General features: G+C 62.8%; 12 protein-coding genes. 9 read left to right on the top strand and 3 right to left on the bottom strand.

The genetic code is table 11. The features are described from left to right. Nucleotides 1-14: 14 nt before the first annotated feature. On the bottom strand, nucleotides 15-1,313 hold the full coding sequence (locus LPA36_RS10415; RefSeq protein WP_228876126.1) for a 4-aminobutyrate--2-oxoglutarate transaminase: 1,299 nt from the start codon (nucleotides 1,311-1,313) through the stop codon (nucleotides 15-17). Between the two features lie 152 nt (nucleotides 1,314-1,465). Here LPA36_RS10415 and pdxR point away from each other — a divergent pair, with 152 nt between their 5' ends. Further along, nucleotides 1,466-2,989: a MocR-like pyridoxine biosynthesis transcription factor PdxR gene (gene pdxR / locus LPA36_RS10420; protein WP_228876127.1), complete on the top strand. Its 1,524-nt coding sequence runs from the start codon at nucleotides 1,466-1,468 to the stop codon at nucleotides 2,987-2,989. Nucleotides 2,990-3,013: 24 nt separating this feature from the next. Here pdxR and LPA36_RS10425 read toward each other — a convergent pair whose 3' ends face one another. After that, nucleotides 3,014-3,850, bottom strand: coding sequence for a DMT family transporter (locus tag LPA36_RS10425; RefSeq protein WP_228876128.1), 837 nt, complete (start codon nucleotides 3,848-3,850; stop codon nucleotides 3,014-3,016). A 287-nt stretch (nucleotides 3,851-4,137) separates the two neighbouring features. Between LPA36_RS10425 and LPA36_RS10430 the strand changes: the two genes are divergently transcribed. The 7 genes from LPA36_RS10430 (at nucleotide 4,138) to LPA36_RS10460 (ending at nucleotide 11,934) form a co-directional block, all read left to right on the top strand. Continuing rightward, nucleotides 4,138-5,172 carry a M14 family zinc carboxypeptidase gene (locus tag LPA36_RS10430; RefSeq protein WP_228876130.1) on the top strand — a complete coding sequence of 345 codons (1,035 nt, stop codon included), beginning with the start codon at nucleotides 4,138-4,140 and terminating at the stop codon, nucleotides 5,170-5,172. Continuing rightward, complete coding sequence (locus LPA36_RS10435; protein ID WP_228876131.1) at nucleotides 5,169-5,951, top strand: alpha/beta fold hydrolase; 783 nt, start codon at nucleotides 5,169-5,171, stop codon at nucleotides 5,949-5,951. The genes LPA36_RS10430 and LPA36_RS10435 overlap by 4 nt, the downstream gene beginning before the upstream one ends. A 614-nt stretch (nucleotides 5,952-6,565) precedes the next feature. Next, on the top strand, nucleotides 6,566-7,801 hold the full coding sequence (locus LPA36_RS10440; protein ID WP_228876132.1) for a hypothetical protein: 1,236 nt from the start codon (nucleotides 6,566-6,568) through the stop codon (nucleotides 7,799-7,801). Nucleotides 7,802-7,817: 16 nt separating this feature from the next. Further along, the gene (locus tag LPA36_RS10445) at nucleotides 7,818-9,050 is read left to right on the top strand and encodes a hypothetical protein (RefSeq protein ID WP_228876133.1); all 1,233 of its coding nucleotides are present in this window, start codon (nucleotides 7,818-7,820) and stop codon (nucleotides 9,048-9,050) included. Between the two features lie 185 nt (nucleotides 9,051-9,235). Next, entirely contained in the window at nucleotides 9,236-9,694 is a 459-nt protein-coding gene (locus LPA36_RS10450; protein ID WP_228876135.1) for a hypothetical protein, read from the top strand. A 3-nt stretch (nucleotides 9,695-9,697) separates the two neighbouring features. Beyond that, nucleotides 9,698-10,384: a C39 family peptidase gene (locus LPA36_RS10455; protein WP_228876138.1), complete on the top strand. Its 687-nt coding sequence runs from the start codon at nucleotides 9,698-9,700 to the stop codon at nucleotides 10,382-10,384. Nucleotides 10,385-10,389: 5 nt separating this feature from the next. Further along, complete coding sequence (locus LPA36_RS10460; protein WP_228876139.1) at nucleotides 10,390-11,934, top strand: hypothetical protein; 1,545 nt, start codon at nucleotides 10,390-10,392, stop codon at nucleotides 11,932-11,934. A 61-nt stretch (nucleotides 11,935-11,995) separates the two neighbouring features. Here the strand turns inward: LPA36_RS10460 and LPA36_RS10465 are convergent, their stop codons facing one another. Continuing rightward, nucleotides 11,996-13,471 (bottom strand): acetate kinase, encoded by a 1,476-nt coding sequence (locus LPA36_RS10465; protein WP_228876140.1) that lies wholly within the window; start codon nucleotides 13,469-13,471, stop codon nucleotides 11,996-11,998. A 578-nt stretch (nucleotides 13,472-14,049) separates the two neighbouring features. On the opposite strand from LPA36_RS10465, the gene LPA36_RS10470 reads away from it, so the two are divergent. Next, nucleotides 14,050-18,888 carry an NAD-glutamate dehydrogenase gene (locus LPA36_RS10470; RefSeq protein ID WP_228876142.1) on the top strand — a complete coding sequence of 1,613 codons (4,839 nt, stop codon included), beginning with the start codon at nucleotides 14,050-14,052 and terminating at the stop codon, nucleotides 18,886-18,888. Nucleotides 18,889-18,975: the final 87 nt, after the last annotated feature.

An 18,975-nucleotide genomic window follows, 5' to 3' on the forward strand; every position in this document is an offset into this window, starting at 1 on the left:
GAGAAAATCCGGAATCACGCGGTAACGCCGACGGTTTCCTTCAACACGCCTTCGAGAATCGCGAGCGCTTCGTCGAACACGGCGTCCTGAATCGTCAGCGGGAACAGGAAGCGGATCACGTTCGAGTACACGCCGCAGGTCAACAGCAGCAGGCCGCGTTCGAGCGCGCGCGTCTGCACGCGCTTCGCGAAGTCGGCGTCCGGCTCACGCGTGCCGGCCTTGAAAAACTCGACTGCGACCATGCCGCCAGGGCCGCGCACGTCGGCGATCTGCGGCACTTCGCCTTGCAGCGCGATGAGTTTTGCCTTCAGGCGGTCACCGAGTGCCGTTGCGCGTTCGCACAGGTTTTCTTCTTCGATGATGTCGAGCACGGCGTGCGCCGCAGCGAGCGCCAGCGGGTTGCCTGCGTACGTGCCGCCGAGACCGCCGGGTGCCGGCGCGTCCATGATGTCGGCCCGGCCGACCACGCCCGAGAGCGGCATGCCGCCGGCGAGGCTTTTCGCAATCGTCATCAGATCGGGCACGACGTCGTAGTGATGCATCGCGAACAGCTTGCCGGTACGCGCAAAGCCGGTCTGCACTTCGTCGGCGATCAGCAGGATGCCGTGCTGCGTGCACAGCTTGCGCAGCGCGCGCACGAACTCGGCCGGCGCGGGATTGAAGCCGCCTTCGCCCTGAACCGGTTCGAAAATGATGGCGGCGACGCGTTTCGGATCGATGTCGGCCTTGAACAGATGCTCGATGGCGCGCAGCGAATCGGCGGTCGTGACGCCGTGCAGCGGATTCGGGAACGGTGCGTGGAAAACGTCCGACGGGAACGGCCCGAAGCCGATCTTGTACGGCGCGACCTTGCCGGTCAGCGCCATGCCCATCATCGTGCGACCGTGAAAGCCACCCGTGAACGCAATCACGCCCGGACGACCGGTCGCGGCACGCGCGATCTTGATGGCGTTTTCGACGGCTTCGGCGCCGGTGGTGAAGAACGCGGCCTTCTTCGGATAGTCACCCGGCGCGCGGGCGATGATCTTTTCCGCGAGCTCGACGTACGACTCATACGGCACGATCTGATACGCCGTATGCGTGAAGCGATCCAGCTGCTCGCGGATCGCGGCGACGATCTTCGGATGACGGTGGCCGGTGTTCGTGACGGCGATGCCCGCAGCGAAGTCGATGAAGCGGCGGCCTTCGACGTCCCACAGTTCGGCGTTTTCCGCGCGCTCTGCGTAGAAATCGCACATCACGCCGACGCCGCGTGGCGTGGCGGCGTCCTTGCGAGCCTGAAGTCCTGCGTTCTTGTTGTCGGCCATGGTCATCTCCTTCACATCCGGTTATCGGGAACACGCGCGGAACACGCGGGGACGGGCGGAATCGGGAAGGTGCCGCCCGTTGACAGCACATGCAGCGACTATAATCAGATTTGGCTCCAAACTTCAGAGCCATTTCAATAAAAATTCAGGAGCCAATCATGCGCGCGAGCGTTTTGTCCGACTGGCTGGCCCAGCGGCTCGACCGCGGTAACGGCCAGCCGGTCTACCGGCAACTGCACAGGCTGCTTCAGCAGGCGATCCTGTCGCGGGAATTGCCGGCGGGCAGCAAGGTGCCGTCGTCACGGCTTCTGGCCGCCGAACTCGGCATCGCGCGCAATACCGTGACGCAGGTTTATGAGCAGCTCGCGCTGGAAGGCTACGTGACGTCAGCGACGGGGCGCGGTACGTTCGTCGCGGACAGCGCGCCGGATGAAATCGTCGGCGCGCCGGATGCGGCTACCGCCGTGGCGGCTCCACTGGCTGCGTCAATCCCGGATGCTACGCCGCTGCCGGCCGCACGCGCGCTTTCAGCACGCGGTGCGCGGCTGCTGTCGGGTGCGGGCGTGTCGAAGCGGCAGTGGGGCGCGTTCATGCCGGGCGTGCCGGACGTGACGCGTTTTCCGGCGCGCGTCTGGAGCCGCCTGCATAACAAGTACTGGCGCCGCATGCGCCCCGATCTGCTGACGTATGCGCCAGGCGGCGGTCTGCCGCTCCTGCGCCACGCGCTGGCCGAGTATCTGCGCACGTCGCGTTCGGTGCGCTGCACGCCGGAGCAGATCGTGATCACGACGGGCATCCATCAGTCCGTCGACCTCGCCGTGCGGCTGCTCTCCGATCCGGGCGACGTGATCTGGACCGAAGACCCGTGCTACTGGGGCGTGCGCAGCGTGCTTCACGTGTCGGGGTTGCAGTCGCGCCCGATTGCCGTCGACGAGGAAGGCATCAATCCTTCGCCCGACGACCTCGCACAGCCGCCGAAGCTGATGCTCGTCACGCCTTCGCATCAATATCCGCTGGGGATGGTGATGAGTCTCGCGCGGCGCCGGATGCTGCTGGAATACGCACGTCAGCATCAATGCTGGATCATTGAAGATGACTACGACAGCGAGTTCCGCTACGGCAGCCGGCCGCTCGCCTCGTTGCAGGGGCTGGATACGGCCGGGCAGGTGATTTACGTCGGCAGCTTCGGCAAGACGCTGTTTCCCGGGTTGCGCATCGGATATCTGGTGGTGCCCGAAGCGCTCGCCGAGAGTTTTGCGATGGCGAGCGCGGAGTTGTATCGCGAAGGCCAGTTGCTCCAGCAGGCGGTGCTGGCGGAATTCATCGCGGAAGGACATTTCACGTCGCATATCCGCAGGATGCGCACGCTCTACGGGCAGCGTCGCCAGGCACTGCTCGATGCGGCGGGGCGTCGTTACGGGAGTGAAATGCCTGCGGTGGGCGGCGATGCGGGTCTGCATCTCGTGATGCAGTTGCCGCATGACGCCGACGATCGCGCGGTTGCGAATGCGGCGCTGGAGCGCAACATCATCGTGCGGCCGTTGTCGGGCTATTACGCCGAGCCGGCGAGCGCGCCGTCGGGCCTGTTGATCGGCTATGCGTGCGTGCCCGACGAAGAGATCGCGCCCGCGTTCGATACGCTCGCCGACGCGATCGATTCGACACTCGTGCAGTTCGCCTGAGCGCGGCGCGCGGACCCGCGACGCTCAAACCCGGATCAGCACCGCGCCGAGCGTGACGAGTGTGCACGCGACGATACGTCGTACGGTGAGCTTTTCGCGCATGAAGAGCCAGCCGATCAGCACCGCGAATATCGTGCTGAGTTCGCGCAGCGCCGAGACCATCGCGATCGGCAGATAGCGGTACGCCTCGATGATGAAGCAGTACGCCGTCAGCGCGATGACGCCGGACAGCATGCCCTTCAAGACCGGTTCACGCCCGATGAAGAGGCCCCGGGCGCCGCCGCGCCACTTCCACACGAGCAGAAACTGCGGCACGTTCCAGAGCAGATAGACCCACATGACGTAGCTGAGCCCGTTGCCGGACACGCGCGCACCGATGCCGTCGACAACCGAATACGACGCGATAAAGCAGCCGGTCAGCAGCGCGAACGGCACGCTTTCGCCGGAAAAGCGCATGTTGCGGCGAAACGCGAGCGAGATGATGCCAAGCGAGACCAGCGCGACGCCGGCCATGGCCAGTGGCTTGAGTGTCTCGTGCGCGAAGACGAACGCGCCAGCACAGACCAGCATCGGCGAAAGGCCGCGTGCGATCGGATAGATCTGCCCGAAATCGCCGCTGCGGTACGCGCGGATCAGTGCAAGGCAATAGCCCGACTCAAGTACGACGGAGGCGCAGATGTAAGGCCACGCAGCGCGCGCGGGCAACGGCAGCACGCACACGCCAATCGCGCTGACGACGAGATATGGAATCGACATCATGCCGAGCAGCCAGATCCGGTCTTCGGAAAGATGCAGAAACGCGTTCCAGGTCGCGTGCAGCAACGCGGCGAGCAAAACCAGCAATACAACAGATGTTTCCATCAAGAGCCTGGACGAAAAAGGCGGCAGTGACCGCCGGCATGGGGTTGTTTCAGGTAGATCCGTGTCCGCCCATACGTGGCCGGGACGGCGAACATGCCTTTCTATCAGAACTTTGGATCAGTCGAAAGCAGCAGGCGTTGCCGCGCAGGATGGACGGCTGTGTGACGCTGGCATGACACGATCATTCAGGAACACGGGTTGTCATGCTTCATTGGCCGCTAACGCGATATATTGAGGGATCAGCGCGTGCCGTCCCCAATAACACTGGAATGACTTCTGGCGTCGCCATGCAACCACTCAGCTTCCTCGCCGACAGCTTTGCGGAATACGAGGACCTCAAGTCGATCCTCGATGTCGGCAGCGCCAGCTTCGAGATCAACACCGTCTGCGAAACGCGGGTGCATGGACGCGTCTTCGCGGTTCACACGGCCAGCATCGGCTCGACCGATCCGCAGGCGCCGGCCATTGGCTTCTTCGGCGGCATTCACGGGCTCGAGCGCATCGGCACGCAACTCGTGCTCGACTACATGCGCGCGCTACTCGGCCGGCTGGAATGGGACGAACTGCTCGTGCGGCAACTGCAGTCCATTCGCCTGATCTTTATGCCGATCGTCAATCCAGGCGGCATGTGGGCCGCGACGCGCGCGAATCCGAACGGCGTCGACCTGATGCGCAACGCCCCGCAGGACGCGGACGAACGGGTGCCGTTTCTTGCGGGCGGCCAGCGGGTCGGCGCATGGCTGCCGTGGTATCGCGGTAGCCGCGGGGCGCCGATGGAGCCGGAAGCGAAGGCGCTCCTTCAGGTCGTCGAAAACCAGCTGTCGACGCGTCCGCTCAGCTTCGCGCTCGACTGTCACTCGGGATACGGCTTTGGCGACAGCATCTGGTTTCCGTATGCACGCACGCGTCAGCTGATGCGTCATCTGCCGGAGATGTTCGCGCTCAAGACCATGTTCGAGCGGGCGCATCCGCATCACGGCTATACGTTCGAACCGCAAAGCCATCAATACCTGCTGCACGGCGATCTGTGGGATTGCGCGTATGACCGCACGCCCGCATCCAACGTCCTGCTGCCGATGACGCTCGAACTCGGTTCGTGGCTGTGGATCAGGAAGAATCCATTGCAGCTGTTTTCGCGGCAGGGCATGTTCAATCCGGTGAAGGCGCATCGCACGGCACGCGTACTGAGGCGACATGCGAACCTGCTCGAGTTCCTCACGCGCGCGGCGTTTTCCGCGCAACGCTGGCTGCCCGAAGGCAAACGAAGGCAGCAGTTACAGCAAAGCGCAATCGATCACTGGTATCGGGATGCGGGCACATGAGCACATGGATTCTGCTGCGTGGACTTACGCGCGAAGCGAGGCACTGGGGAACGCTTCCAGCGCTCCTCGGCGCCGCGACGGACACGGAGCATGTGTTGCTCCCCGACCTGCCGGGCAACGGCATCCATACCCGTTTGCGCGCGCCGCTGGACGTTGTGGACATGGTGGGATTCGTGCGGCTCGTGGCAGTGCAAAGTGGTCTGCCGAAACCTTACCGGCTGCTCGCGATGTCACTCGGCGGAATGGTCGCGACGGCGTGGGCGCAGCGGCATCCACAGGATATCGAACGCATTGTTCTGATCAACACCAGCATGCGTCCGTTTAGCCGCGCGCGGGAGCGGCTGCGTAGTGAGGCGTGGCCGGAGCTCTTGCGCATCGCGGCGAAGTGGGGTGATCCGCAGGAGGTGGAGTCGGCTGTTCATCGACTGACGTGCAGCAATCGCCAGAATATCGTCGACGATCTCGTCGTGTGGCGAACGATCCGTGCAAGTGCGCCTGTCAGCCGTGTCAACGCATTGCGTCAGCTCTTTGCTGCAGCGCAGTTCAATGCGGGTAAAACGCCGCCGTCGTGCCCCGCCTTGATTCTCTCGTCTGAAGATGACCGCCTCGTGAATCCAGTGTGTTCTGCGCATCTTGCAGCCGCTTGGCGCGCGCCACATCGTCGACATCCATGGGCAGGTCACGACCTGCCACACGATGATTCTGCCTGGGTATGCGAAACGATTTCTGAATGGCTCGTACAGTCCGAAGATCCTTCTTCATTCACGATTTCGCAATGATCGGACAAGTCGCTGCAAATCTTCGGACGAAGCTGGTAACGATTTCTGCTGCACTGCGAACTAAATCTGAAAACGCACCACGGTCCGAACGGGTTTACCCGTCCCGCAAATGAATGACGGACGAGGTTTAAACACACCCTTCAAATGCACCTTAACTTGAAAAGATACGTTTTTGAGGCGATCGGCACTCTGTCTTTCGACCCCCGATAAATGTGCGCCAGCGCACAGAAGCCAAGCCAGGCAAGGCTGAACCCCCAAATGATGGGAATGCCGTATCCACCTTCGGCCTGCATACATAAATTGGGCCTGACAAAATAGAAACGTTTTTTGGAACGCATCCTTTCTCTTACGATTTACCGCCAACTTGTTGAATTAAAAGAATATGTGCAGATGCACAAAAAGCTGGAAAGGGTGTTGTGCATGACGATGCGTTTCAATTCAGAAACAAAAAACATGAGGGAAAACCCTCGGAAAATTATTCCATATTGCGGTAAAGGTATCTTCCTCTTTACTTTCAAGTACTTAGGCAGGTGGCATCGCCTATGCATTTAGGTGCGGCGGATTGGTGAAGTCTGCCAAGCCGCCCACCCCCGAATGAAGATCAGGAGGATTCCATGCGAAAGACTCTACTGGCGTCCGCTGCGGCCTTGGCTTTAGGCTTCAGCGGCTACGCGATGGCAAATCCATGTAGTGACAATGCAAAAGGAGGTTGCGATCAGTCATCCACCTCCGGCGCCAATACGCTGAGCGCCGCCGCAACTTCAACTCAAACAACGGGCACTGGCAGTAACGCCAACGAAATCGCGTCCGGTGCAAGTGTCTGGCAGGACTCCTTTAACAGCACCAAGGTCGTCGCACTGAGCAAACTGGACGGTACCGTCAGCAACGTCGGTGTCTCCGGAATCGGCAATCAGGCCGCCAACTGGGGCAGCGCGGCAGGCGGCTCCGGCGGCAAGGGCGGTGCTGGCATCGGTGGTAGCGGCACAGGCGGCAACGGTGGCAGGGGTGGTGCTGGCGGCAGCGGCGGCAGCGGTGGCGATGCGGATAACGGCAGCGCGACAGCAGGTAACGCCCGGAATGGCAGCGCAACGGCCGGTGATGGCAATGCGGGAGATGGTGGCAGAGGCGGCTCGGCACATGCGGGCGGCACGCAGGGCGGCAACGGCTCCGGCAGGGGCGCACTCGGTGCGGCAGGCAGCATCGCAGTGGGCGGCCTCGGTGCAGCTGGTGGTGGCTCGACAGGCGGCAACGGTGGTGGCGGTGGCGGTGGCGGAAACGGTGGCGATGGCGGCGGTGCCAGTGCTCATCGTTACTCGACCGCGACGGCAACCTCTGCAGGCGGCCTCGGCGGCGCCGGTGCAGCAGGCGGTGCTGGTGGCGGCACGGGCGGCGCAGGCTCCGGTACGGGTGGCGCAGGCACGACCGGCGCAACCTCGGGTACCGGCGGCTCGGGCGCAGGTCAAGGCGGCGCAGGCGGTGCAGCAACGTCGACGGCGGGTGCCGGCGGTGCCGGCGGTACAGGTACTGGCGGCGCAGCGACCAACGGCGGCGCAACCACCACGGCATCGAATGGCAGCGCGACTGCAGGTGTCGGGGCAGCCGGTGCGGCTGGCGGTGCGGGCGGCGCAGGTGCAACGGGCACTGGCGGCGCAGGCAACGGCGCTGTGGGTGGCGCAGGTGGCGCTGGCGGAGCCAATGCTGTAACCGCAGGCACGTTCGACATGGCCAACACCATGACGGGCGCAGCCCAGTCGGCAGCCGGCATTGTGGTGATGAACCAGAACAGCGGGATGGCGTCGCTCGTACAGCAAGCCGTCACTGTTCAGGCGAATCTGACCGTCGGCCATTAGGACACAGGAGCGTGTGATGAAAAGAACCTTAATGGCCTCTGCTGTAGCCCTGGCCCTGGGCTGCAGCGGATACGCAATGGCCAACCCTTGTAGTGACAGCTCGAAGTCCTGCGACCAGTCATCGACGACTGGGGCGAACAGTCTGAGTTCTACCGCAACCGGCACCCAGACCACGACCACCGGCAGCAATGCCAACGAAGTCGCGTCGTATGCGTCGGTAAATCAGGACTCCTTTAACAGCTCCAAGGCTGTGGCGCTGACGAGGCTGAATGGCTCAGTCAGCTATGTGGGCGTTTCAGGCATCGGCAATCATGCCGTGAACTTCGGCAGCGCCGCAGGCGCCAGCGGTGGCAAGGCTGGCGCGGGCTATGGCGGCGACGGCTACGGTGGCAACGGTGGCAATGCCGGCCGCAGCGGTAATGGCGGCGATGGCGGCACTGCCTCGAACGGCGACGCAACCGCTGGTAACAGCCGGAACGGCAGCGCGACTGCCGGGACGGGCTATGGCGGCGATGGCGGCAACGGTGGCACCGCAAGTGCGGGCGGCACGCAGGGTGGTAACGGTCGTGGCAGTGGTGGAGCCTCGGTCGCGCTCGGTGCGGCTGGCGGAGGCGGCGCCATTGGCGTTGGCGGCTATGGCGGCGGCAACGGCGGCAGGGGCGGAAGCGGTGGTGGCGGCGGTGACGGCGGCGGTTCCAGTGCCCGCAACAACTCGACCTCTACTGCTAACTCGGCCGGTGGCGCAGGTGGCGTCGGTGGAGCAGGTGGTACGGGTAGCGGCACAGGCGGAGCCGGCACCGGGACGGGCGGAGCTGGATCGGCAGGTGCGGTCACGGCAACGGGCGGTTCTGGCGCGGGTACCGGCGGTGCAGGCGGCGCGGCTTCTTCGACCGCAGGCAATGGCGGCGCGGGCGGCACGGGTACTGGCGGTTCAGGTACCAACGGCGACTCGACGTCGACTGCCAGCAACGGCAGCGCAACCGGCGGAGCAGGTGCAGCAGGTGCAGCAGGTGTAGCAGGCGCGGCGGGTGCCACGGGTACAGGTGGAGCGGGTACCGGCGGTGTCGGTGGTGCAGGCGGTGCGGGCGGTGGAAACGCGGTCGATGCTGGCACGTTCGACATGAGCAACACGATGACGGCGGCGGCACAGTCGGCAGCGGGTATCTCGGTCATGAGCCAGAACTCCGGCGCTGCTTCGTTCGTGCAACAGGCTGTCACCGTGCAGGCGAATCTTACTGTGGGTCATTGAGCCATAGCAGGTTCTCCTGATTGTTGAGGGGGTTTGCCGTGGGGCGCACACCGAAGTGCCTCACGGCAGCAACACCGGTCCAATGTCAGGCAGACAGCAAGGCCAGCCCCTGAAAGGCAGCGCACCCCTTATCCGGTCTTTTCATGCAGCCGCCGCTGGCCGCGTGCAGGACCAAGGAGACACTCATGCAAGCGCGAAAGAGTATTTCGCTGCTCGTGTTACCGGTCGTGATGGCGACGACGGCGTTCGCTGCCCAGGCGGACGAAACGCCATTGCCACCACCGGCGGCGCAAGCCGCTGCGACAGGTGAAGGACCGCCCGGATCAGCCGCGGTGTCCGGCACCGTCACACCCGCAACTGTCTCCGCCACGCCCGCTTCGGCAAGCGTGTCGTCCGACAGCTTCGGCGTAGCGATGACTGCGGGACAACTCGACGAACATCGGGGCGGCGACGCACTGATTGGCCAGAACTATCTGACTGGATCGCTCACCAACACTTCGGCCTACAAGGTCGAAACTGGCTCGAATTCGATCAGTGAAGGCTCGTTCGCAAGCTCAAGCGGACTGCCGACGGTCATTCAGAATACAGGCGCCAATGTGCTGATCCAGAACGCGACAGTGCTGAACGTTCGCTTCGGGAACTGAGTGATGAAATTCTTCGCCGTCTGCATCGCGTTGTCATGCGGAGTCGGGATATCGGCTGCCCGCGCGGATCCGATCAATATCGCGACTCCGTCCGGCGGCTATTACGCGATGCACGTGACGAGCCTGAAGGAAGCCCGCTTCAGGCGGACCATCAGGCAGCAATACGATTTCAGTTGCGGCTCGGCGGCACTGGCGACACTGTTGACCTATCAGTACAACTTCCCGGTCACCGAACAGCAGGCCTTTGGGGAGATGTTCCAGCAGGGCGATCAGGCAAAGATCCGTCGAGAAGGATTCTCCCTGCTCGACATCCGGCGCTTTCTGGTCGAAAGGGGCTTCGAGGCGGACGGCTATGAAGCCCCGCTCGAAAAGCTCGAACAGACCAATACGCCGGCTATCGTGCTGATTGTCGAGCACGGTTATCACCACTTCGTCGTGATCAAGGGCGTGCGCAACGGGCGCGTCCTGATTGGCGATCCGGCCACCGGTACACGGGCGATGTCGAAGGCGAATTTCGAGGAGAAATGGCAGGACCGCGTGCTGTTCGTGATTCACAACCGGCACGAGATGGCGAAATTCAACGATGCCGGGGACTGGCACGTCGCGCCGGATGCACCGCTTTACACGGGCATCCCGCGCGAAGGCCTGTTTAGCGTAGTGGTGCCGAAACTTGGCCCCGGTGAATTCTGAGAGCGATGATGAAACCTGAACATCTGAAGCTCGCTGGCATTGCAACCCTGGTATGTGGGGCGATGTCGTCGCTGGGCGCCGAGGCCGCAACCAGCGACGCGTCGGCACTCGCGACTGGAAAAATCCTTTCGTTGCGCAATATGTTGAAAGACGCAGCGCCAGGCATGACGGATGACACCGTGCAGGACACGGAGCCCGTCGTCGCGCAAGGCGATGTGCCGGATGTTGCACCTGAGGCTGACGCGGGTGTCGCGCCGGCAACGGATGTCGTCGCGTTTGCACCGGTGAACAATGCGTCCGATGTGATGTACACAGCACGCACGGCGGTCGGGCAATCACAGGATTCCGGCGAGGCGCCGATCGCTGTACCCGAATCGGCACGTGTGCCGTTCGTGCCCGATGTGACTTCAACGTCCGCTACCCCGGCGGATGAGGACGTACCGGTGGCGAGTGCCGTGCCTCTGCCGGTGGTAACCGTTGTCGCGGAAGATCAGGCTGCGCCCGTGACGAATGCCGTGCGCGAAGTCGCGCGTGCGCAGAAAGGCGTGACGCCATCGGCAGACAGTTCCGAGCCGTTGACGATGAGCGCTGCGCCGGATCCGCATCAGGTCGACGCAGTGCCGACCGTTTCCGCTGGCGCTCGTGTTGCGGAGCCGGTCACGGCGCCCGTAACCCGGGCCGCCCGATCCACACAGGCCGTTCCGGTTGCTTCAACCGACGATGCCGCGCCGCTCACGCACCCCGTGGCGAAGACGCCGCCCGCACGCGTTGCCGGTACGCCGCGTGTGTCCGTGAGCGTGGCTGTGCCAGTGATGAGTACGATGCCAGCCTCCGCGCCTGTAGCCGATGCGCCGGATGCTTCGGCTAAAGGTGTTCTTTCTACCGCTGAGTCGTCCTTCGACATCGTGCGCAACGCCGATTCACGTGTCGCGCCAACACCAGTCGCGACACGCACAGTTTCAAGCGCCGCTCCGCCGGTCGTTGCGCACCCGGATGAAGCGTCTGCCGTGACAGCATCCGGGGACGGTATGCTCCAGCGCGCGGCGGTGTCGCTGAAATCCACCGTGGATCTGACGGCGCAACCGGCGAAACCTCTGGTGACGAAACACGACGATGCCGATCCGGCCTGGGCTTCCGCGGATCTTGTCGCAGTAGACAGCGAACGTCTCGACAGCATGCGCGGCGGGTTCGACCTGCCGTCGGGCCTCGTGGTGTCGTTCGGCATTTCGCGGGCGGCATTCGTGAACGGCAATCTCGTGTCGTCGACGAGCTTCAACATTCCGAACATTGCGCAGATGACGCCGCAACAGGCGCAGATGCTGGCGAACGCGAACACGGGCGCGGTGGTCCAGAACGGTTTGAACAACACGGTGCAGCCGGGCGCGTTGCCTGGGTTGACCGGATCTGTTATCCAGAATTCGCTGAACAACCAGCAGGTTCAGGCGCTGACGACGATCAACACGACCGTCAACTCGCTGGCCGCATTCAAGGCGTTCAATATTGGGTCGACGGTGAATTCCGCATTGGCGACGGCTGTGCGTCCGCGCTAGACAACGTGGCGGTGAATGTGTGCAGTGAAATGGCGGCGCAGATCACGCGCCGCCATGTTGTTCAGAAGGAGATTGGCACACGCATCGTGAGCGTGAGGTCTGGTGTGTCGCGCGTAAGCCCCGCACCGATCGAGAAGTTGACCGTGGTTTTCGGCGTGACACGATATGAATAGCCGATGAGCAGCGTGCCGAGCACGGTGCGCACGGAGGTGGTTACTGTCTGGCCATTCTGGCTCGTCGGCTGAACGATGCTCATGTCGTAGCCGATACTGACCGATGCCTTTTCGTTCAGCGCGAGACCCATGCCGATGTTGAAACCCCAGATGTCGCCTGGCTGAATCTTGCCGAGCGGCTGTACGCCATTGATGACCGTGAGGCTTTCGTCTTTCCCGAAGCTGTGCAGATAGCTGAAGTTGCCGAAGAACACGACTGGGTCGGTCGGGAAGAGCCAGGTGAGGCCTGGCTGGATCGCGAGGAACCCGGAGCCGGTTGGCTGACGCAGCGGTAAACCGGTGCCGGTTGTGTTGGCGATACAGGTCGACACGCAGTCGGTTGGGACATCGAACGGGCTCTTGCCGGTCGCAGTCTTGAAGCGCAGCCAGCCAACGTAATAGAACTTGTCCGGGCCGCCTTCATTCAACTGATAACGCAACGTCATTTCGACGTCGCCGATCCCGTTGCCATTGCTGCTGATCACGCTGTCCGACGCAGCGCCCGTGAAGGTCTGGCGCCCCACGGCATCATTAGTCTGATACACATATGGAACACGGAGTTCGAATTCAAGCCGGTTCGTTATACCGTAACGAAGCGCAACGCCGCCTATGAGTGTGGTTGTCTTGACCTCGCTTACATTGATGAGCCCGATCAGCAGCGCCGGGATAACCGTGTATCCCACGAGAGAGAGCTGGTTGACGGACGAATACTCAAAGTTGAAGTACGGTTCGACCACCAGCGTATGGCGCGGCGTCAGCACGCCCGGCTGGTCGAAAATCGGCGCGACGGCAGGCGGGCGTGTGTCCACCACGGGCGCCTGGCCCACCGGTTGCTCCTGTTGTGCCTGCTGAACCTGCTGCCCCTGTTGCGCGGCCGCGGGCTGCGCCGCCTGATCGGGTGCGGCGGGCTGGCCAGCAGCATTGGTCTGCGCAGTTGCAGCGCCCGCAGCGGCGGCTGCCGCGTCCGGAGCGGCCTGGCCGACGGGCAATCCGTTGGCATCGGTTCCACCCGTGCCGCGCTGGTTTTCGAGTGCGCCGGCATCGAGCGCGCGGCTTAACCGCGCAAGACCGGCCTCCTGCTCAGCGAGTTTGCGCTTGAGCGCATCGATTTCCTTGATGCGCTGATTGAGTTCGTCGCGCAACGCGTTGACGCCGGCCTGGTCTGCCGGGATAGCCTGGTTTGCCGGGTTAGCCTGGTTTCGCAGGTTAGCCTGGTTAGCCTGTTCGGCCTGCGTCTCAAGTGACTGCGCGTGACTTTCGGCGCTAAACATCAGCAACGCTGTGTAGCTGATGACGCCGACGCGTCGATAAGGCGCGCACTTCATGGTTCGATCTCCCATGATCCTGCCTGCTGATCCATCCCGGATGCGATCGGACAACAGGCCAGAGCTAAAGACATCAACGGTCCGACTTCGGCGCTGGGCATGAACAGGGGGCTGTCAGCAACGCCTCGTCAGACGACATCGGCGACGATCCTTTCATGCAAACGGAGGCATAAAAAAAGTGACTGCGCCCTGTACCCATTCAGATTTTATGGTCCATTTATCCACACTAAGCTGGACCTTAGAAGACTAGTGCATGCATAACCAGAGCGCTAATTAGTTGAACCCCTGAGATTCATTATTTACACAACAGTGGCCGGTTTTATAAGAAGTACTTCGGAATCAACGTCGGTCGGATGAGAGAAAAAATCTGTGCGGCGGACCACATATGAGGCGGTGTCACGCTGGCGTCATGAGGCAGAAACTGTCAGCCGGTGCTGATGATAGCGAGCGACGTGCGATACGCGCCCTGAACGCCGCGACCCCTGCACCGATGTGCGGACGCACATTGCTTTTCACATTGCAGGCGCATACTTTCGCTTAGACCGTGCGATCGATGGTCAGCCGTCGTGGAGGACGTCATGCAAGCAAAGAACGAAGAATCCGTCGGGCATCTGCTGAGCGATCTTGTCGAGTTTGCGCGTGGGCGGCTACCCGAACCCTCGTTCGCGATCGTCGAGCCGTTTTTGCTGCACTACTATGACTTCGTCGATGCCGACGATCTGCAAAGCCGCAGCATCGCGGACCTGTACGGCGCCGCGATGGCGCACTGGCAAACCGCACAACGTTTCGTGCCCGGGAGCGAACGGCTGCGGGTTTATAACCCGATCCTCGAGCAGCATGGCTGGCACTCCGATCACACGGTCATCGAGATCGTGAACGACGACATGCCGTTCCTCGTCGATTCGGTGTCGATGGCGGTCAACCGGCTGGGCCTTGCGCTGCATTCGGTCGTGCATCCGGTATTCCGTATCTGGCGCGACCGCGAAGGCGCAATCGCGCGCGTGGGGGCTGGCGCGGCCGACGCCGCCGATCCGCAATCGCACCTGACATCGTTTATTCATTTCGAAGTCGACCGATGCGGCGACGCAGCGAAGCTCGAGGCCTTGCGCAGCGACATCGGGAAGGTGCTGCACGACGTACGCGCCTCCGTCGAAGACTGGCCGAAACTTGTCGATATCGCGCGCGAAACGATCAAGACGATGAAAGGCCAGGAAACCAGCGCGGATGCCACCGAAGCGCGCGCTTTCCTCGAGTGGATGACGGCCGATCACTTCACGTTTCTCGGCCAGCGCGACTACGAACTCGTGCCCCACGGAACGGGCTTTGGTCTGCGCGCGGTAGCGGGCTCAGGCCTCGGTATCCTGCGTGACACGCAACGCCCGGGCGCGGCGGACGTCACGCCATTGCCCGCCGCCGCGAGCGAAATTATTCGCGGTGCTTCGCCGATTTTCCTGACGAAAGCCAATACGAGGGCAACCGTGCACCGGCCGGGCTATCTCGACTACGTGGGCGTCAAACTGGCCGGCCCCGATGGCTCGGTCGTCGGCGAGCGGCGCTTTATCGGGCTCTATACATCGACGGCGTATATGGTCTCGAGCGCCGAGATTCCGATCGTGCGCCGCAAGTGCGCGAACATCGTCCGCCGCGCGGGATTTCTGTCGAAGGGGCACCTCGCGAAATCGCTCGTCACCGTGCTCGAAACATGGCCGCGCGATGAGCTTTTTCAGGCCGATGAAGATTCGCTATATGACGCGGCGCTCGGTGTGCTTCGCCTTCAGGAGCATCAACGCACCCGGCTTTTCGTGCGGCGTGACCGGTTTGACCGTTTCGTATCGTGCCTCGTGTTCGTGCCGCGCGAGAAGTACAACACCGATCTGCGCCGCCGCATCGCGAAGCTGCTGCGAAGCGCATTTAACGGCGCGAGCGTGGAGTTCACACCGTTGCTGTCGGAGTCCACGCTCGCGCGGATTCATTTTGTCGTGCATGCCGAGCCGGGTGCAATGCCCGACGTCGATACGCGTGAACTCGAGGCGCGCCTCGTGCAGGTGACGCGCCGCTGGCAGGACGATCTCGCTGACGCGTTGCTCGACGCGTTTGGCGAAGAGCAGGGCAACCGGCTGCTGCAACGTTACGCAGATTCGTTTCCCGCCGGCTATCGCGACGACTATCCGGCGCGAACGGCCGTACGCGATATCGATCTGATCGAACATTTGCAGGGCACCGGTCGCCTCGCGATGAACCTGTATCGTCCGATCGAATCGGGGCCGCGCGCGTTTCGCTTCAAGGTCTATCGCGCGGGTGATCCGATTGCGTTGTCGCGCAGCCTGCCGATGCTCGAAAATCTCGGCGTGCGGGTAGATGAAGAGCGTCCGTACCTGATCGAGGCTCCCGACGCGACGCCCGCATGGATTCACGATTTCGGCCTTGAACTCGCGGACGATGTCGAGTTCGATATCGAGCACGTCAAGGACCTCTTCGAACATGCGTTCGAACAGGTCTGGACCGGCGCGATCGAAAACGATGGATTCAATCGCCTTGTGCTGCGCGCGCGACTCAATGCGCGTGAAGTGACAATCCTGCGTGCGTACGCGAAATATCTGCGCCAGGTGGGTTCCACGTTCAGCGATGCCTATATCGAGCGCGCGCTCACGGGCAACCCAGAGATCGCCCGTCATTTCGTGGACCTGTTCGTTGCGCGCTTTGATCCTTCCGGCGCAACAACGCGCGATGCAAAGATCGAGCAGTTGAACAAGGCGATCGCCACGGCGCTCGATCAGGTGCCCAATCTCGACGAAGACCGCATTCTCCGGCAGTTTCTTGGCGTAATCGATGCCACCCGGCGTACGAACTATTATCGCCGCGACGAACACGGCGAACCCAGGCCGTATCTGTCGTTCAAGTTCGATCCGTCGAAGGTGCCGGGCCTGCCCGAGCCCAAACCAATGTTTGAAATCTGGGTATATTCGCCGCGTGTCGAAGGCGTTCATCTACGCGGCGGGCGCGTGGCGCGCGGCGGATTGCGCTGGTCCGACCGTCGCGAGGATTTCCGCACCGAAGTGCTTGGCCTGATGAAAGCGCAGATGGTGAAGAACGTGGTGATCGTGCCGGTGGGTTCGAAGGGCGGTTTTGTCGTGAAGAATCCACCGCCGCCTTCCGATCGCGAAGTGTGGCTGCGCGAAGGCATCGCGTGCTATCAGACGTTCCTGCGCGGGCTGCTCGACGTGACGGACAACCTGGCAAGCGGCGCGATCGTGCCACCTGCCGATGTGGTGCGTCATGATCCGGATGATCCATACCTTGTCGTAGCGGCGGACAAGGGAACGGCCACGTTTTCGGACTACGCGAACGCGATCTCGCGCGAATACGGTTTCTGGCTGGATGACGCATTCGCCTCGGGCGGCTCGGTTGGCTACGATCACAAGCGCATGGCGATTACTGCGCGCGGCGCGTGGGAATCCGTGAAGCGGCATTTCCGCGAAATGGGCGTCGATACGCAGGCGACGAATTTCACGGTGGTGGGCGTCGGCGATATGTCAGGCGATGTGTTTGGCAACGGCATGCTGCTTTCGCCTCATATCTGCCTCGTCGCGGCGTTCGATCATCGCCATATCTTCCTCGATCCCACGCCGGACCCGGCGACGAGTCTCGCCGAGCGTGGCCGTCTCTTCGCGCTGGAACGTTCGAGCTGGGCCGACTACGACACCGCACTGATTTCGCCGGGCGGCGGCGTGTTTCCGCGCACCGCGAAGACGATTCCATTGTCGGCCGCGGTCCAGGCAGCACTTGGCATCACGGCACCGACGCTGGCGCCAAACGAACTGATGCGCGCAATTCTCATGGCGCCCGTCGATCTGCTTTATAACGGCGGTATTGGCACGTATGTGAAGGCGAGCGGGGAAACGCACCTGCAGGTTGGCGATCGCGCGAACGACGCGGTGCGTGTGAACGGCGCGGATCTGCGCTGCAAGGTCGTTGCGGAAGGCGGCAATCTCGGCTTGACGCAACTGGGCCGCATCGAATTCGCGCAGCGAGGCGGGCGCATCAACACGGATGCAATCGACAACTCCGCCGGCGTCGACTGCTCGGATCACGAGGTCAACATCAAGATCCTGCTGGGACTTGTCGTCGCTGACGGCGAAATGACGGACAAGCAACGCAACGCACTGCTGGCGGAAATGACTGACGAGGTCGGGTTGCTGGTATTGCGCGACAACTACTACCAGACACAGGCGCTGTCGATCGCGGGGCGCTATGGCGTCGAAATGCTCGACACGGAAGTGCGCCTGATGCGCTGGCTGGAACGGGCCGGCCGCCTTAACCGGGTAATCGAGTTCCTGCCGACCGATGAGGAAATCGCGGAACGTCAGGCGGGCAAGCTCGGGCTGACGACACCAGAACGTGCCGTGTTGCTCGCCTACAGCAAGATGTGGCTCTATGACGCGCTGCTTGAATCCGATATGCCTGAGGATCCGCTCGTGGCGGACATGCTGGTCGATTACTTCCCGCGACCGTTGCAAAAGCGCTTTAGCGCGCCAATGGCAAACCATCCGCTCAAGCGCGAAATTCTCGCGACACATCTGACCAACGCGCTCGTGAACCGGGTCGGCTGCGCATTTGTGCACCGGCTGATGGAAGAGACCGATGCAACGCCGGGTGACATTGTTCGCGCGTGCATCATGGGGCGCGACGTGTTCGATCTGAACGCGGTGTGGCAGCAGATCGACGCACTGGATAACCGCGTCGCCGACGACGTTCAGGCGCGCATGTTCGTCGAAGTCATGCGGCTGCTCGAACGTGCCGCGCTGTGGTTCATGCGGCAACTTCAGCCTGGCGCCGTGCAGGAGGGCGGCGTAGCGAATCTGCTTGCGCGTTGTAGAGACGCCGTGCAAAGACTGGCGCCGCAATTGCCGGCACTGCTGCCGCAAGCCGACATGGACGCGCTGACCGAGCGTCAGCGCGAACTGGTGGAAGCGGGCGTCGACAGCGATCTGGCACTGCGCGTGGCAAGTGGTGGAATATCGGCCGAGCTGCTCGACATCGCCGAGGTGGCGGCGACGTGCGATCGCAATCTCGAACTTGTCGCGGGTGTGTACTTCGCGCTTGGCACGCGGCTGAACTACAGCTGGATCGCCGAGCGCGCGATGGCGCTCCCGACGCCGACTCACTGGGACATGCTGGCGCGCGCGGCAGCGCTTGCCGAACTGGCGCGCCTGAAGCGTGCGTTGACGACGAGCGCGCTCGCCTCAGCTTCCGGGCACGATACGCCGGCGTCGATGGTCGAGACGTGGGAGGCAAAGCGCAAACTTGCGCTTGAACGTTACGCACGGCTGCTTGCCGACCTGCGCGCAACGGGCGGATCGAGTCTTTCGATGTTGCTGGTTATCGTGCGCGAAATGGCGGTGCTCGAACGGGCGTAAGGCGCGCGTGATGCGGACGCGGGGCGGCACCACGCGGCGCCGCCTCCGGCAATGGAGGCACGGACTGTACGTCCGCCGTCGCGATTG

The organism is Paraburkholderia saeva, from assembly GCF_907164555.1.
In the GTDB taxonomy this organism is placed as follows: domain Bacteria; phylum Pseudomonadota; class Gammaproteobacteria; order Burkholderiales; family Burkholderiaceae; genus Paraburkholderia; species Paraburkholderia saeva.